Raw genomic sequence first — 17,046 nt, forward strand, 5'->3', positions numbered from 1 at the left:
GTAATTTCCTCCAGCATTATAAATTTGCTTCTTGCAATGTTTGTCCTAACTTTCTTCCAAGCTGGTGGGCCATGCCCTGGGGAACTTTTTCATATATCAACAACGTAATTCCTTTTTTCAAAACACCTATTTGTTGGTGCAGCTCTTTTTTACGTGGAGCCACCCCCGAACAAAGGGCGATTGCCCTCGCTAAGTATTTTGGCAGTGGAACGGTAATAGGAACAGCCATTTTTTGTTTGCGCTCGTCATAAAGCAAGATATGGCATTTATGCCTGCCTAAGACGAGGTATCTCCCCCAGTTTTTATCTACCTCTGCAGCGGTATCATTATTCCATATCAATATTTTCTGCTGCTGGTTAATTGGATTAGTATACGCCACCAGCTTAGTAGGAGAAGTGCTTGTATCTTGGGAAAACCGCAGCCTCTCATGGCAGAACGAGCTGTGTTTCCAATTCGGTTCAGTAGCTTGAAAATATAAAAGTGAATCTTTAATATCCCTAAGACTTGGCGAAAATAATAGGAGTTTCCAAGCAGCAGGTGCATCTATGCTACATTCGATCCCTAATTTTTCTGCCAGTTGTAAAACATAATTTTTATTTGTAGATAAAACATACACTGCTGGAGGAAATAGAGGATTATCGTTTTCTGGGTGGGGCTCAAATGTTACCCGAAAAAGGTCTGGCCTAGCCGCTGAGATTCGCTGTAGCCGATCTAGGAGTTTTTTATCTCTGCCGCCGACCAATACAAATTTTGGCAAACCAGGATGTGGGAGCAAAAGAAATGAAGGAGGGCATACCAGTATCTGCCTTAACCTGTAGTCTATTTCACAATGCCCTAATGTTTCTAACCAACTGAGGATATCCGAAAGCGGCTGAATATATTCCTCACCATCACCCATATGGATCCGCATCAGCGTATCGTAAATAGCTTTCATTTTATCCTGTTTCACTCTGCCTATCGCACTTATTGCTGCTAATATATCATTAGCCATTCTTCGCCACCTCTAGATAGTCATCCCATAATTTATCGACTGTCTCAAATTCAAAAGAAGGTTTTTCTATTACCTTTGCCATCCCCCTTATCGCTACCTTCCATTGCTCAATCTCCTTATTGTTTCCGGCTATATTCCCTGGCTCGCAGCTTTGCAAATTTTCTATTCCACAAAAATATAATTTCCACTTTTTACGCCCTTCTTTTGCGATAGCCCAAACAGGGCCCCAAGCTATTTTTTTCGGTGAGTTCCGTAGCCAGTGGCATATTTGTCCGATCCCTCTTCCGATAAAAATTATTTCGTTTGAAAGATGTGTTGGGATATCAAATTCAAATTTCTCGATGCAATTGTTTTGATTATAGATATATCCCCCAATAGCCATGGGTACCTCGCTATCAATTTCTAATTTTGTCTCTTTAAGGTAATGCTCGTAATTTTTAATTTTGATTGCAGGCTCAATAAGTTTAAAAACGATTTGTTTTGGGTCTGCTTGTAAACCTTTCGCTTGTATAGTTAGTGGTACATTAGTAGGAAGTGATTTTGGCAACACCCAACATTCAAGTGCCTGATCAAAAGCAAGATCCAAGCCATTTATATTCATAACCACATTATCTTCTAGATTTTCGACAATTACATTTGGTGGGCTCAAGTTTAAAAATGTGTTACCATATCCTAATCGAATGCCTCCAATGAGCCTAATACTTATTTGAGATGATAAGGCCAAAACTTCAAAACCTTCACAAGACAATTTAGGGTTTACCCCTTGAAACAATGACCAACCTGTCGGAAGCCCACCGTATGCTATTGGCCCAAAATCATCGCATGCTTGTTTTCCCCATTTTGTTATTTCGTCTACAACGGATTGATGGCACAGTAGCAGAAATTGTGAGCCCCGCTCCAATTGATGGATTTCAACAAATGCATTAGGCAAACCTAATTTTTGGCCTCGCATGAATATACGAACTGTATTGCCCGGGAACTTGACAGTCCACCCGTTTTCCGAATCCTCAAGAAAGACAGTATGCCTAAAGTCGAAATGCTTAATGTTAATCGATTGGTTTTGTTCATCTTTTACTTCAGTTGACCAATTTTGAATGCTACCCTTGCACGTAAAGGCCCCCTTCTTCTCTCTTATACGCAACCGCAAACATTCATCTGGAAAAGGATTATTCGCCTTTATACGCAAGCTAAAACTAACTTTTTTCTGGATTTTATCGAGATCTAGACATAGCATAGCAGTAGAACGGACCAAAACGGAACCTTCCATAGTCTCTTCTGGCAGGGAACCATCCCAATGAATAAGCTCATCCTTAACATGGTCCAATAAAGCAATTAATAATTCCTTATTCTCCTCTTCCCCATACAGAAGCCTTAGTGTTTTCCTCGAGAGGCTGGTTTGTCCATGTTCGATCAACACGTTTCTTAATTGGCTAAAATAAGGAGGACTTGTTGGAATTAGCCCTCCTTTAAGAAAAAATAACGGAAGTGAACGTTTCTCTTTTGCAGATAATACGGACTGGGATAACGGCAGACCGACATGCCTCCATCTCCCCCTTGTTTTCACGGTAAAACGCCCGAACTCTTCAAACTTGTCCTCTTTAGTCCATTTCTCCAAGTCCTGCCATATGCGATACATATCATCGAATCTTGGGTATTGTCCAAGAGCTTCCTCTTCACCAAGCAATTTTCGTAATTTAGGGTAATAAGCGATTGGGGAATAGTTACCGTCATCTATACATCCAGCAAGAACAAAAAGTGCTAAATAAGCAATATAAGGAGGATATTTCAGGTCCCTATCCCGCCAATTTCCGTAGACCCTAAGAGCTTTTTGACAAATGCTAACGCCTGGATCAGACTTGACCTTAAATGGACCCTCAATCACTGATAAAATATACCCCTGCATGTCTTGCCCCAAACTCTTTCCCAATTCATTAATAAGCTGTTCATCCACAAACAAAAGAACATCACGGCCTGCCATTTCTGGACGAAAAAAATGCTGGGCTATCAGTTTATTCCATTGCATGTATGACATTTAAAGCACCCCTTGTATTGATACGACAGTTCTTTTTATACAATACGGCAAATAGTGGACAATAAAGCGCCATCCACGAATGTATATTAAACGTTGTACCCAAATAAAAATGCTGTACATTTCGGTTATTCCATAAATTCTTTTATCCAGTGTGCAGTAGCCAATAAACACAACTGTTCAAAACTATCATTTATGCCTATTAGACCGCTAATTATATTCCCTGAACGATAATCGCTGAAAAAGTTCTGAAGGCTCTTAAGTTGCGATACTATTTCGCCAGCCCGGTAACATCCGACCGCCTCCAACGCCTTAATGGCATCCGGAGATTCAAAAAATTGAATTGTTGCTGCTATTGAATGGGTGGAAATACTATATTGGACTTCGCCCTCAGCTTCATATTCATTTAGCGCTTGGAAGATTTTATTAATTTGTTGGTCATTAAACGATATTTGCTGGGACCGTTCCCCTAGATTTGAAACTGCTTCATCCATAGGTTTTTCCCATTGAAGCAAATCAGATACTTGATTGAAACATTGATGACCAACTAGAGCGGATCTCACCTGCTCTTGGGAGATCCCATGCTGGAGCCAAAAGTAATAGACCATTTTTGCCTCCCCCGCTAATGAACGACGCAGCAGGTTTTCCAGGATACTCCTCGCGTTAGATTCATCCCACTTTTTCAAACATAAGCCTCCGAGTATTGTCAGAAGCTCGGCCTGTATGCCACTTGGCTTAAATGCCGCTTCTAACAACGTCTGAAGTACAGAATCCCAGCGTGTCGAATTAGTGAGGGGCACAAGCTGGGTTAAATTGAACACAGCACTTAACTGGGCAAACACCGCTTGGCAGGCGTTTCTTGCGGCAATCTTAGATGTATTACCCTGACCATTTGCTTGGAATGAAATTGTTTTTTCTATCGGATGGGAAATAGTTACGGTAGCTTCAAATAAGGGCTCATGAGCTTTTTTTGAAAGCATCCGGGTCTCTAACCCTTCGGTAAACTTGAGTAAGTTAGCAATTGAATTAACTGTACTCCTATAATCCAAAGTATGGACTTGAGGTAATTGCAATATTGAAAGACTAGCAAGAATTTCCTGGATCTTTTCAAAAGGATTTGGAAATCCACTAGAAGCCCCGCTTAAAAATACGGCTCCTAAAAGTGCCTTGAAAATATCTAACATAATACTCGGGACATTTTTATCTTGGCCTCTAGATGCCCTCAACAATTGAAAAGCCTGTTTTCCTAGAAAGTTCCCTGCCCTCGGAGCAAGGAAAGTAGCGCAAACCAACTCTCCTCGTATTTTTAATAATTGGTTTGACCTGCCACCACACATGGTATCGAAATTTGCTAATAAATAAGCATCAATATTGTGGTTAAGCACACAGGAACCCATGATAGCTAACATGTCATAACTGTCAGTTTTAATCCCAGGGTGCTCATTAAAGTATGATTTATGGGAAAAAACAGCGTCTACTACGTAAATAGACAAGTTTTTTAGTATATAGGTATGTTGTTTGGATACATAATTTTGCAACTGACGTGCACGTTCATGCGATACGTGCCATTGTCTTTCACTTCGCAGAAGCGACATATCGAAGGACTTCTCTTTACTTGCACCTATTATGTTAAACAGGCTCTGGGCTGCCTGCTTTTCTGCCTCTTTCTTTGATGATCCGATACCAGTTGCCTGTGTACCGAATGCTGAGACCTCCACTTCAAACATTTTTTGGTGGTCAGGCCCTGTTTCATTTATTAGCTTATATACTAGATGGCCTTTATGCTTATTTACATACTCTAAAAGCATGCTTTTATAGTCTGGCCCCACAGGCTCTGTGGCGAAATCAATAAAGATTTCCAATACAGTATAAAAACCTTCTTTTATATAGATATGTTGAATGATTGCAAGCAATACTTCACGATATTGAAGAGAGTATCGATTATTTTCTTCACCTTTCCCTAGATAAATCATTTCATCAATTCGAAAATGCTTATAAAGCCTCGTTAAAACGGGTTCTACACTCGCTTGAAATGTAGGGGAAAGGTTTTTGTCCGGTACATTAGAATCAAAAAAACAAATATAGCACATGATAGTTTGCATTAATGACTTGCCAGCAAACGCCATCGCTTTCGTTTTTTCATAATCGGCAACTTTATATATTTCATTTAATGCACTACTATGATGTAAAATTGCATCTAGCTCTTGAGCCGTAATATGGCTGCACTGGCCCTCTAACAATTGAAGCAATTGCTGCCCTTTAAAAAATGATTTTTTTTGATCTTTTGATTCACCCATAGCAGCTTCTCCTAGGTTCACAAACTCAAAAATGCAGTCATAATTTTTTGTTTATTTTTTCCGAATCGAATAGTTTCCAGGGTTAAGGACTAAAATTCGACAATAGTATTATTTTTTCCTTCCACTACAATAGTAATTATTCTAAATGCACTTGAACCTGACTTGTTGTTTTTGAATTTTATACAGACATATCCATATCCCTTTCATTCCTAGAAACTGTACGAACTATAGAACAAGATGTTATAATTTTAGAATCCTGTTTCATTTCTGTAAGGATAGACTGAAAATAATATTTTTTTATATCTTGAAGGAAATCACCGGATAATGTCGAATTGTGAACATATGTTCTGTTTTTTTTATAGGTGAGGTGAGAAGATGTTAAAAGTGGCATCATTTTTTAGTGGAATTGGCGGTTTTGATCTTGGTTTGGAAAGGGCAGGAATGGAAGTTGTTTTCCAATGCGAAAGAGATTCTTTCTGCCAGAAAGTGCTCAAAAAGCATTGGCCAAATGTTAAATTAATGGGTGATATAAATGACGTTACAATCGACAAGGTCCCAAATGCAGAAGTCTGGTGTGGTGGATTCCCCTGCCAAGACGTCTCTCTTGCGAACCAAGGTAAAAGAAAAGGACTTGAAGGTGATCGAAGTGGACTCTTCTACAAGTATGCCCAGCTTATTGACCAACGAAGACCTGAGTGGGTACTTATTGAAAATGTACCAGGACTCCTCAATAGCAACAACGGAAATGATTTCAGAGTGGTCCTCCAAACCTTGGATGAACTCGGGTATGGTCTGGCGTGGAGAATACTGGATGCAAAATACTTTGGAACACCCCAACGACGCAGAAGAGTCTACATTGTCGCAAGTTATAGAAGCGGACGCGCCGCTGAAGTACTTTTTGAACAAGGTCCAATTGCAATCGCTCCTAGACAGGGCCTCGGCCAGAGGGAAATCATTAGCGCCGGATCTGGAGCGGGCTTTATCTCTTCAAATATCTACTCTATCCAGCATGCCGGAATTGGACGAAAGGCTTCAGCCGGACCCCAAGCAAAAGGGTACAGAAATGATGGAGAAACCTATACACTTGACTCCAGAGGCAGCTCAGACGCTATTTGTCAGACGGATGCTCCCTTCGGAATACGAGAAACTGCAGGGGTTTCCAGTGGGATGGACGGAAGTAGATACAGAACTTTAGGAAATGCCGTAGCTGTTCCGGTAATAGAATGGATAGGCAGAAGAATGGTAAATATTATATCACAGTAATTTAATTAAGTGTTTATGGACGAGTTGCTTCTACTCGTCCATATTTTTTTTACCTCCATTTTTATCAATAAAAAATTGGGTAAAATAAGGAGACAGGGTTAAAGGAGGTAAGCTTATATGCCAGATAAATTCTCACAAGAAACAAGAAGCAAGATCATGAAGTCTATTCGATCAAAAACCAAAATGGAAGATAAGATTTGCAAAGCTCTTTGGAAACAGGGTTTACGCTTTAGAAGAAACGTGAAAGATCTTCCAGGCAAACCCGATATTGCGATAAAAAGGTACCAAACCGTGGTTTTCCTTGATTCATGTTTTTGGCATGTATGTGATATTCATGGCCACATACCCAAATCAAACCTAGACTATTGGGTCAATAAGTTAAAAAAAAATAAAGAACGAGATAAAAAAGTTACCGATGATTATATATTTAACAAGTGGAGAGTTTTACGCATTTGGGAACATCAGGTTAAAGAGGATTTTGAAGGTACAGTAAAACAAATAGCAGCTTTTCTAATCCAATCAAAAGAAACTGCAAAAAGAACAAAATGAAGCCAAATGAATGTAGACGGGAGCATTCATACTATGGTAAATACGTAACTGGCGATTGTAGCTAGTGAATTATATTCATCTGTAAATCTGTTTCCTACTTTGTGGCGATCCCTCCATATTTTTTCATCAAAGGTTAAAAGGCCAGGAATTTTACCGCCCATTTAAACACTTAGAGTAACTTTTGTAAGCGGTATGTTGACTAATGTTCCAATCATGGAAATATGTACAGATAATACTGAAGCAACAATCGGAACTGTAAATACATAAATTAGCTCATTTCGGAAGACAAGACATACATTGTGCGGCCTACTCCTTCTTCGTCACCTGCCTTCGCATCTACAGCGACTTAGGGCGATCTCCCCTCATCTTTTACTCAGTACTTAACCCGCTTCAGTGGTACTTCTCCTGTAGCCCTTCAGACTCTGCCGCATGGCAGATGCCCTGCCTTCGAGATATTACATTGAGTTTGGCTATGGAGAATGCGTGTTCTTATTTATCGATATTATTAATAGGCTTGCTAATGCTCATTCGCCTTCATCAAAAAAATTAGTACATGCTTTGATTGTAGATATACCCTTATGCATTATTTGGTTTGAAATAACAGTTGAAGCTCTCGTCGCGATTACCACATTCGCATAGCTGATGTCAAAAAATTATTTTAAGCGTGTTTTTAACCAGATAGGTAACCAGAACAGCATTCCAACTATAAAAAGGATGATTGACACTCCGCTGCGTCCAGCAATTTTATCTAAATTGTGTAAAGCATTACAAGCTCCTGTTCTCTTCCTCATCAAGATCCTAATCAATAATCTCGGGCAATTCCTTCGTGATATAGCGATATGCCAAAAAGAGCCCAATTCCAAGATAAACGCTAAAAATGATGATCATGATATTCGGCAAGTTCATCGAAAAGAAATTCCCCCTAAATATTCTTTTCATCTATTTTCTCATATCCAAATGACAGATCATTGATAGTAAACATACGTTTTTAGTTAACCAAAGTATTCTTTGAATCATTTAAGGAAATAATTGTAATTAGCATTTCTTCAGTTTTGGAGGTGATATAGGGGTGGCTAGCTTAGAAAAAAGAGGTAAAAATTCATGGAGATTAACTGTAAGCGTCGGCAAAGATGCAGCAGGTAAATATATACGTCATGGCAAGACAGTTCATTGCCGCACTAAAAAGGAAGCTGAACTTGAACTTGCAAAGTTTGAAATTGAGGTCCAAGCCGGAGCTTACATTGCACCTGAGAAATTAACGCTACACGCTTTTGTCGATGAGTGGAGAGACAAGTATGCAGTACAAGAACTTGAACAAAAGACATTATCTATTTACCTAAGAATCCTAAACAAACGAATTCTTCCTGCTATTGGACATTTACGGTTAGACCAAGTTAAACCCTTACATGTCGCTTCTTTAATAAGTGAATTAAGTAAAGAAGGTAACAGACAAGACGGGAAGGACGGTAAGCTTTCTTCCGGAACGATTCAGTACGTATACCGTGTATTGAAAAACATCTTTACAAGAGCAGTCGAGTGGCGAGTTATTAAATCGAATCCTGTTGCGGATGTGAAGTCACCCAAAGTCGTGTATAAAGAAAGTGAAGTATACGATGAAGATGAAATTCAGTTATTGTTTGAAGCATTAGAAAAAGAAGCTTATCATTGGCGTATGATGATTATTCTTGCCTTAACCACTGGTCTTCGCCGCGGCGAGTTGGTTGGACTTGAGTGGAAAAACGTTGATTTAGAACAAGGCACGATCTATGTAAAACAAAGCATCTCAGATTTCATTAATGGAAACCCCGTTATTAAAGAACCAAAGACCAAAAAATCTACTCGGAAAATAAATCTGTCTGATGCAGTATGGGAGGAGCTGAAAGAATATCACGAGTACTGCAAACACGAATGGGGTGAATTGGAGAAAACCCGTGATAACGATCATTTCTTTGTTTTCTTCAACCAGTACGGCAGAGCATTTTATCCCGAAAGCCCGTATTTGTGGTTTCGCGGCTTTTTAAAGAAGCACAATTTAAAATACATCAAATTTCATGATCTTCGCCACACCTCTGCCACTTTATTAATCAACCAAGGGGTCCATGCCAAAATCATTTCTGAACGTCTTGGACATGCCAACATCACGACAACAATGAACATCTACGGCCATGTTTTATCGAAGGCAGATAAAGAAGCTGCAAATAAATTCGATCAGATCATTCCATTTAAAAATCGCAAAGAAGCATGAGAACCCGAACGATTTCTGTATGAATCGTTCGGGTTCTTTTCTTACCGACTATAACAGTTCATTCAAAATGCGCACTGTTATAGGCTTATTTCTGATGTATTCCGTTGATTTTGGTTCATTTGTGTTAAAGTTTTACACCAATTTTGCACCAATAGCTAAAAAACTACAGCTGTATCACTAATTTTATCCTGCTGTTTTATTATAAAAACCCAGTATTAACAAGGTTTTTCAGCAACTGTTTCATTTCGTACAAGCAGTGCAACGGACTCTACATGCACCGTATGCGGATTAATCCGCGAGATTGATAGAAACTGTTATAGTCGGCTGAAGCCTTGATTTTACTGGGATTTCACCGTTCGTATTAACGTTCGCTTAGGCTCATTTTGGGATGCTTAGGACTGGTTTTTTCACCAAGTTTACACCAACTTCCCACCTGGTTTAACACCAATTTTTACATCATATTTCACACCAGTTTTACGCCAATTTTATCTTTCGAAAATACATGTATCCCAATTGAATTCTTTCAAGGTTCATGTTTAATAAAATACATGCACTGAACGATTGACTATTCTTACCCTTTTGTCCAGACCAAAATGACTTAAGAGTAAGGAGTCGGGTGTTGGAGAATATTTAAGGAACAAAACAAACATTAATACGATTAAAACTAAGAAGACGCCGCGGTAGCGCCTTCTTCTTTGATAAGTACAAGCATAAGCTCCCCTAATTGAGACAAGTAGAAGTCATCTACAACTTCAGTTTAGAGGATTGATTCTCTTTGAAGACCATGTTCTAACTGCATGATGTCGACAGGATCGGTCGGACTCCAGTTGAAGAAGGCTTCTAATATTGAACGTCTAAAAGTGCACCCCATTCGTAATTTGATGCGGATCGAATACCGCTACGAAGTCGATGTTTGATTCAGGAGCCCCACCAAATAAAGAGGGACTCAGTTGAATGTCCACTGAGTCCCATCCATGGTTTATAGATAATAATCCGTTTGTGAGTCCATGCGAATCAAAAATTCATGAAGTGAATCGGCTATTTTTTCATCAAAGTAATAGATTGGGCATTCTCCATTTTGGTTTCCATTCACTAAATCCATCGTCAGATACGTGCCTTCAGATACTTCGAAGAAAACTAATAACTTATTGTTATCATAAATTTCTCTGTCAGGGTCGTATTCATAAATACCTTCCCCAAGCCTGAAATCGGCAACACTTGATGGGTCCATTAACCGATTAATTCCCTTTTTTGTTGTGTTGCAGATAAATCCATACCCTATTAGTTCGTAAAAGTTTCTCAACTCATCAGGAAACTTAAACCCTATTCTTGATTCTGCACCTTCAACACCATGATTATCAAGTGCATAAAAAGAATGTTTCATAAGGTGCGCAGTATCATCACCTTCAGATAAAACATAACTTTTTAAGAAAGAAAAATCGGCCATATCTGCCCCTCCTTACTCAAATATTCCTCTTGAAGGTCCTCCTGACCTGTGTATTCCACCTTGATGTTGAGTTGGAAATGATGCAGGATGCATGTTCCACCACGTATTAGGTCCACCATAGCTACTTTCAATTATATGGTGTGCATCATAGTTATCTCCAACATTCCTTGATATTTTACCATCTTTAGAGTAGACAGGTTCAGTGTACGTTGGCCAAGATTGCCCTTGTATTTTGTTCCCATTCCTTAATTATTTTTTCCCTGTTTGCATTAAAATCTTTTCGATGAAGTGCTTGTGCCCTAGGAGTTAACTTGGTGTAATTGTTGTTTTGAAGAGCATCCTTTAATAGTTCTCTCTGCTTTGAACTTATAGGAAGATTGGTTAAGGACTCTATGTCCCTAACATATCCTTTGTACTTCAAAGCATCATCAAGATTACCCTTCCCCCCAATAATTTCTCTGCCCGCTTTTTTGATTTTACTAGAATTTTTAAATGCTCCTAGAATAGGCACTAGACCCATAGCATCTAAGAGCGTTTCACCCGAATGACTCCAAGAAGTTTCCCAATGAGTGAAATCATGGACTAAATCGCGTATATCTGCTGGTAAATCCAATCCAGTCAAGCCTAATGCTACTTGAACTATTGTACCTTCCGTTGTTACTTTTTCGGTATATTTCCCCATAACCACTTGTTCAATAGCATCAGCAGTCCTCTGAAGTTTATCATCAGGCCTAGGAACATAATCTGCACTGGCAACAGTTAGCTCTTTTTCTTTCGAAAGTATGTTCTGCAGATCTGCGACGATTTCGTTTAATTCATCATCTTTCTTCTCAAGCAATGATTTTAATTCTTGGTACCTTGCCAACTCATATAATTTAAAATCAAGTTCTATTTGTGCTATCTCTTTTTCTAATTTCAATCTTTCCGATTCCATTTCTTCTAACTTTAACTCTGCCTCTTTTCTCTTTTGGGTAAGCACCGCAAGTTCAGTTTCAAGTTTCTGGGTCGCTAATTGTCCTTTCAACTCCTCAACTTTTTGTGCTTCAATACGTTTATTTAATTCTTCTTCAAAATTTTTTCTGGCCTCTTTCGTTACGGCAGCGGACTCCTCTTCAGAGATATAGTCTGTGGGGGCTATATAAGTCTGGATTCCATGGGCCAAAAAATTCGTTGTTGCGTGAGCAAATAGTCTACTTAGCGAATCAGGCATAATAAGGTTTAAGGCAATATCTGCTATCTGTCGAATATCAAACGATGCATTTGTTGTCTTATTATTTGACGAGCCCGACCAGTTTCCAGACCCATTATTGGAGCCGTTATCCGAACTACTGCTTTGCCCCGTTGAGGAACCATTTTGGCCACCCTCTATCGCACCACTTACTGCCGAACCAATAACATTACTAACAACACCAGTCATAATATTACTAATTACGCTGAATATAAAATGCCCAATCGGGTCTACAAACTGCAGAGGGTCGTTATGAGCATACGTGTACCGATTCAAGCTGAGCGGATTCTCTTCCTTTCCCCAGTAACTATCCTCTGAAATAAACCGCCCCGTACTTGGATCGTAATAACGCGCTCGCAAGTAGTACAACCCTGTCCTTTCGTCAAAAAACTCGCCAGCGTAGCGGACTGCATTCGTATAGCTTTCCTCAACCGCCATAGTAGGACTTCCAAAATATCGTAGTCATATTGATTCTCAACAACGCCTGTTTCACTTACGGTCTGCACAACATCCCCGTGGCCAGTGTACAGGTAGTATGAAAACTTGTCTGCGCTGTTGATACGTATGATATAGTTTTATTCCTCGCACATAACGGACCGAAAGTTGATCCAAGGCATCGGTTTCGAGGATGACGTGCTGTCTGTCGTACAGATAATTCGTTGCCTTCTCCGTATAGTCGTTCTTGGAGCTGCGTACCGTCTTCCGCGTTCTCAAGTCGTCACCGTCGTACACGTAATCGACGGTGACGCGATCGCCGCCCTTAATCTTCTCCATCTGCTTCAGGCGGTTAAAGCCGTCGAACATGCTGCTTACCTTCTCAATCAAGGGATTCAGCTCGTCGTCGATCTCGTCACCGTACAGATTTCCGCCGGTGACCTGGTGCATGCTACGCTTGTGCGGGCGAAGGTAGCTTACCTTTTGGCGCAGTTCGTTGCCGTTGTCGTCATACAGGTAGCTGGTTGTCTTCTCCAGCAGCTTCTTGCCTACGTCGTCCTGCATCGTTTCGACGAACTGCAGCAGTTCGTTCGCATTGGAGTAGATGTGATGTTTCATTAATAAGTAAAATAACGGAGTGGCGAACCCGCGTTGCTCCGTTGATCTTATTTCAGATTTAATAGTAAATCATTTATTCAACCGCTTAGAAAGGACCCGCGTTTCATGAGTATATGAAGTAATAAATTAACTAACATTCATAAAATGCATAAATATTCATTAACATAATTGCACTTTGCGTCAGGTAATGCCGTGCGTTAATCTAACAATATACATAAAAAAGCGGCTAATCACAAAAGTGATTAACCGCTATGTATCCCTGTGTTGACGTTAAAGTAGAGGAAGTACAGGTAACACCTCCGATCGGATAAATAAATATCCTGTACCGCCGTCAATCTTAGGGCCAGTTTTTGCAATAACCCCATAAGAAGCTAATTCTTTTACGAGCGTTTGGCCTTGTTTTTGTGTAAGTTTCATTATTTCGCCTAAGGTTATAAAACTATCCTTAAATTTAGATATATACTCGGGTTTAACTTTGAAATTGCCATTCAACATTTCATGACTTAATGTATAAATAACTTGATAAGAGCTACACTCTCCTAGTGTTTCTTCGTTGAAGAATTTTCCTGTAAATGATAATTTGTTGTGATAAAATAGTCTATTTTCTTCTTGGTGTAAAATGCTTAACTCATTCAACTCATATCCATTCAAGCAACTGCACCCTCTGAAAACGCTCATGTCCTTATTGTTCATCAAAAAAAGTCCAAGAGGTGCTTCCTCATTGAACTTTCGCCGGATGCTTTCCGTGCTTTATCATTATATTACATATTTACTATTATTGTAAATAACTAAAGGATAAATTTGGTTTAAATGTGGTCTTACCAATAGATTTGATTTATGGCTGTCCTAGATAACATCCTGCTACCCCATCGCTGGTATTTGTCCGGAATTCCCTAAAAATTAGAATCTTATTATGGTAATATGAAACTTAATTAGGGAAAAGAAAAAAAACAAATGCCGTGGATTGTTTGCTTGCATATGAGCAGCTTCGTTAGAACTGAGGTTACAAACATTTTTAATGGAGGTAATAAATGTACACTCATTTACCCGCTACTCACCCGCTCAATAACTTCAGAGATATTGAAGCTGTTGGATTAGTCTTATATTTCCTTGGGAAACATCGACGCGCCATTGCCCAAACATCAACAGTCGACAAATGGCCAAACACGGACGGAATCATCGATTTAATTAACCTTAACGGTGACCTAATCGGAAAATTCGATATTCAAATAAAGAAACTCCCTGACATTAATAATATGGTTTATGATTTAGATGTGGAATATTTAGCTTATTGCGATCAAACTGCTTCAGAGCCTACATTGACGCTACTTGTAGATACAGTGAAAGAAAAAATATATTGGTTCCATGTGACGAGAGAGTGGATTCGCAAATCCAATTACGCAAAAAACAAAGCAAAAGTTCGTATTCAATTAAAGGATGAACATTGCTTCGACCGCGAAAATACCGCTTATATAAGTCAATGGGAGGATATTATCAGGGAAGTTCAAAGAGGCAAAGGATTGCTGCAGCAGTTGCTTGACAACGAGAGAGGGAAGAGAGCCATGCGAATGAATCTCTTGGATGCAAACTATTCACCAATTCTTACCAATTTGCAATTGAGTGTTTTCACACACGAAAAACTAGAGGACGGATCTGTTAAGTTTATAATGTCCAACAAATATCAGACTGAAGAAATGGTGTTTCTTAATGTAGACATCCATCTAACAGCTGATTTAAAGCCATTAGTTAAGTTAAATATGTCCCCGATGCGTCAAGAGAGCGCCTATAATAGTCTAATGTACTACAAAGCTTTATCACGCATGAAAAATGGAGATGTGTTCTATTTAGTAGATAATCATTCAGACTTTTGGTGTACAGGTAAAGTGAATCATTCAGAAGATGATTCAAAAATCGAACCAACAGCTGAATATATGAAGTTGGTAGTGGACATTGAGCGCAAAATTGACAAAAAGCTTATTTTGGGAAGAGATATAACTTTTGAAGAGCACAAGTATATTCAAGAACTTGAAGCCATAATTAATACGGGGCGAATAAATATTACATTTAAAGGCAAAGCGAGTGTAATAGCACCTGAAAACCTGGATGATTTATCTGATCAGAAGGGTGTTTTTGTTGATTTACCAATAGCAAGCTGTGAACATTATTGGGGGATCAACCTTGGTAGGAAATTAATAATAAGCGATCAACCGTTCAGCTTCAAAAAAAGTGATAATGACGAAAATAGGTTTGATGCTGAGATCGATGGGAAGTATGAGGTCATTTTTATAGATTATTTTGAAGGTGATTATTCCCAGTTTGGCACCAAACAATAAGGGTAGGTGGCAACGCCTAATGGACGTTGCCACCTAAAAACACAACTTTTTAAGAGTTGTCGCGGCAACATTTTTTCGTTTCATCACCATAATTTTTTGCAGATTCTCTACTGATAGAAGACTTTTTTTCCTTCTTAGCTGAGATGGACACTACTTCAGCGCCATCTATAATGATGGCTTGTTCAATCATAGCGGTTATTTTCTTTTTGAAGGCTTCAGTGTCCGGCATGCTGTCGCGTTCAACCTTTATTATAAAAGACTTCACAGCAATAAAAAAGCTGATCTGGACCCGAACGCTGAAATCCAAAGCAGTAGCACAAATAATATACTCACTTTGAAGTCTCGCAACGTGCTTCAGGAAGGTTTCTTTGACTCTTTCCTTAAGTACGTGTTCAACACCGCCTTTTTTAAGCACGTTGATATCTTGTATCTTTTCTTGACCATCGTCCAGGGAAAAGAACGGGATGTTCATAATGTAATTGTGCGAAGGGGATACGGTTCCGGGAAAAGATTTTTTGTCCCCCCAAGCAATAACAACACGGTGTTTGGCGAAGTTGTACTTAAATCCTGAATTTGCAATATATATATTTCCAGTATTCAGCTTAATGGAATTGATTTTGTTTTGACCATAATCTTAATAGCTTCCCGCGGATATTGCGCTGCTTATCAGGTTGATTATTTATTAATCAGGGATTCTTGGAGCCATGTCAGGAAAAGATAACGTAGTGCATTTTCTCCTGCAGCTGGCGTGGAAGTTGCCGCCCTCGGCCCCCGCTCCTTTGCCAACGGTCCTCGGGCCTTGTTCAGATCTGATATGCTCCCCTTGTGGTAGACAGTTGAAATAATAAAACTGTTTACTACAAGGAGGAGCTCTTTTCTATGTCTCGCAAAGCTAAAATATCCGGCACAGAAAAGATCGCAGCTATTGAAAAATACCTTCGTGGGGTAGATTCAATTCATCATTTAGCGTCAGTTCTAGATGTTCACCACTCATCGATTAAACAGTGGCTCCAAACGTATGAATCGTTAGGTCCAAATGGACTACTCAGTGCATCCCAGAACAAGGTCTATTCTGCTGAATTAAAGATAACAGCTGTAGAGGATTATCTGGCTAGCGGCGGTTCGCATATGGAAATATGCAGAAAGTACGGTATTAAGTCAACCTGCCAACTACGTAATTGGATCCTGAAGTATAATGGCCATGAGACATTGAAAACTTCCGGCACAGGAGGTAGGCCAATCATGACAAAAGGACGAGCTACTAATTACGATGAAAGAGTTAAAATCGTTACATTTTGCATTGAACATCAGCACAACTATGCCTAAACCGCACAGAAATTTCAGGTATCCTATCAGCAAGTTTATTCCTGGACAAATAAATACTTGCAATCCGGTGTGGATGCGCTTCAAGATAAACGTGGGAAAAGAAAATCCATGAATGAGATGACCGAGTTGGAGAAACTAAGAGCAGAGAATAAGCTCCTCCAAGCGGAGAACAGAAGAAAGCAGATGGAGATCGATTTGCTAAAAAAGCTGGAGGAACTCAAAAGGAGGCGATTCTAAGCCGGGTCCGATATGAAACTGAATATCTTACCATACAGCATCTTCATA

General features: G+C 39.4%; 13 protein-coding genes and 1 pseudogene. 6 read left to right on the plus strand and 8 right to left on the minus strand.

The window, feature by feature from the left end; genetic code table 11:
- Positions 1 to 16: 16 nt before the first annotated feature.
- The 3 genes from ACFQI7_RS32550 to ACFQI7_RS32560 form a co-directional block, all read right to left on the minus strand.
- On the minus strand, positions 17 to 991 hold the full coding sequence (locus ACFQI7_RS32550) for a hypothetical protein (protein ID WP_218103163.1): 975 nt from the start codon (positions 989 to 991) through the stop codon (positions 17 to 19).
- On the minus strand, positions 984 to 3,023 hold the full coding sequence (locus ACFQI7_RS32555; RefSeq protein WP_218103164.1) for a hypothetical protein: 2,040 nt from the start codon (positions 3,021 to 3,023) through the stop codon (positions 984 to 986). The genes ACFQI7_RS32550 and ACFQI7_RS32555 overlap by 8 nt, the downstream gene beginning before the upstream one ends.
- A gap of 125 nt (positions 3,024 to 3,148) precedes the next feature.
- On the minus strand, positions 3,149 to 5,317 hold the full coding sequence (locus ACFQI7_RS32560) for a putative dsRNA-binding protein (protein WP_218103165.1): 2,169 nt from the start codon (positions 5,315 to 5,317) through the stop codon (positions 3,149 to 3,151).
- Between the two features lie 375 nt (positions 5,318 to 5,692).
- Between ACFQI7_RS32560 and ACFQI7_RS32565 the strand changes: the two genes are divergently transcribed.
- The 3 genes from ACFQI7_RS32565 to ACFQI7_RS32575 all read left to right on the plus strand — a co-directional run bounded on the left by ACFQI7_RS32565 (position 5,693) and on the right by ACFQI7_RS32575 (position 9,374).
- Positions 5,693 to 6,580 carry a DNA cytosine methyltransferase gene (locus tag ACFQI7_RS32565; RefSeq protein WP_218103166.1) on the plus strand — a complete coding sequence of 296 codons (888 nt, stop codon included), beginning with the start codon at positions 5,693 to 5,695 and terminating at the stop codon, positions 6,578 to 6,580.
- Between the two features lie 117 nt (positions 6,581 to 6,697).
- The gene (locus tag ACFQI7_RS32570; protein WP_218103167.1) at positions 6,698 to 7,129 is read left to right on the plus strand and encodes a very short patch repair endonuclease; all 432 of its coding nucleotides are present in this window, start codon (positions 6,698 to 6,700) and stop codon (positions 7,127 to 7,129) included.
- A 1,069-nt stretch (positions 7,130 to 8,198) separates the two neighbouring features.
- Positions 8,199 to 9,374, plus strand: a complete 1,176-nt coding sequence (locus tag ACFQI7_RS32575; RefSeq protein WP_218103168.1) for a tyrosine-type recombinase/integrase — start codon at positions 8,199 to 8,201, stop codon at positions 9,372 to 9,374.
- Positions 9,375 to 10,353: 979 nt separating this feature from the next.
- Here ACFQI7_RS32575 and ACFQI7_RS32580 read toward each other — a convergent pair.
- From ACFQI7_RS32580 to ACFQI7_RS32595, 4 genes are all read right to left on the minus strand, one after another.
- Positions 10,354 to 10,821, minus strand: a complete 468-nt coding sequence (locus ACFQI7_RS32580) for an SMI1/KNR4 family protein (RefSeq protein WP_218103169.1) — start codon at positions 10,819 to 10,821, stop codon at positions 10,354 to 10,356.
- A gap of 199 nt (positions 10,822 to 11,020) precedes the next feature.
- Positions 11,021 to 12,487, minus strand: coding sequence for an RHS repeat-associated core domain-containing protein (locus ACFQI7_RS32585; protein ID WP_218103170.1), 1,467 nt, complete (start codon positions 12,485 to 12,487; stop codon positions 11,021 to 11,023).
- A gap of 51 nt (positions 12,488 to 12,538) precedes the next feature.
- Positions 12,539 to 13,102: a hypothetical protein gene (locus tag ACFQI7_RS32590; protein WP_218103171.1), complete on the minus strand. Its 564-nt coding sequence runs from the start codon at positions 13,100 to 13,102 to the stop codon at positions 12,539 to 12,541.
- 270 nt (positions 13,103 to 13,372) lie between these two features.
- Complete coding sequence (locus tag ACFQI7_RS32595) at positions 13,373 to 13,753, minus strand: hypothetical protein (protein ID WP_218103491.1); 381 nt, start codon at positions 13,751 to 13,753, stop codon at positions 13,373 to 13,375.
- Positions 13,754 to 14,133: 380 nt separating this feature from the next.
- Here ACFQI7_RS32595 and ACFQI7_RS32600 point away from each other — a divergent pair, with 380 nt between their 5' ends.
- A complete protein-coding gene (locus ACFQI7_RS32600; RefSeq protein ID WP_218103490.1) occupies positions 14,134 to 15,435 on the plus strand; it encodes a DUF4365 domain-containing protein in 1,302 nt (433 codons plus the stop codon).
- Positions 15,436 to 15,484: 49 nt separating this feature from the next.
- On the opposite strand, the gene ACFQI7_RS32605 is transcribed toward ACFQI7_RS32600, so the two are convergent.
- A complete protein-coding gene (locus ACFQI7_RS32605) occupies positions 15,485 to 15,907 on the minus strand; it encodes a type I restriction enzyme endonuclease domain-containing protein (protein WP_218103489.1) in 423 nt (140 codons plus the stop codon).
- A 407-nt stretch (positions 15,908 to 16,314) separates the two neighbouring features.
- Here ACFQI7_RS32605 and ACFQI7_RS32610 point away from each other — a divergent pair, with 407 nt between their 5' ends.
- Positions 16,315 to 16,761 carry a transposase gene (locus ACFQI7_RS32610; RefSeq protein ID WP_218103488.1) on the plus strand — a complete coding sequence of 149 codons (447 nt, stop codon included), beginning with the start codon at positions 16,315 to 16,317 and terminating at the stop codon, positions 16,759 to 16,761.
- A 12-nt stretch (positions 16,762 to 16,773) separates the two neighbouring features.
- Positions 16,774 to 16,998 (plus strand): annotated as a pseudogene (locus tag ACFQI7_RS32615) (helix-turn-helix domain-containing protein); the annotation flags it as partial.
- Positions 16,999 to 17,046: the final 48 nt, after the last annotated feature.

Source organism: Paenibacillus allorhizosphaerae (genome assembly GCF_042659105.1).
Lineage (GTDB): Bacteria > Bacillota > Bacilli > Paenibacillales > NBRC-103111 > Paenibacillus_G > Paenibacillus_G allorhizosphaerae.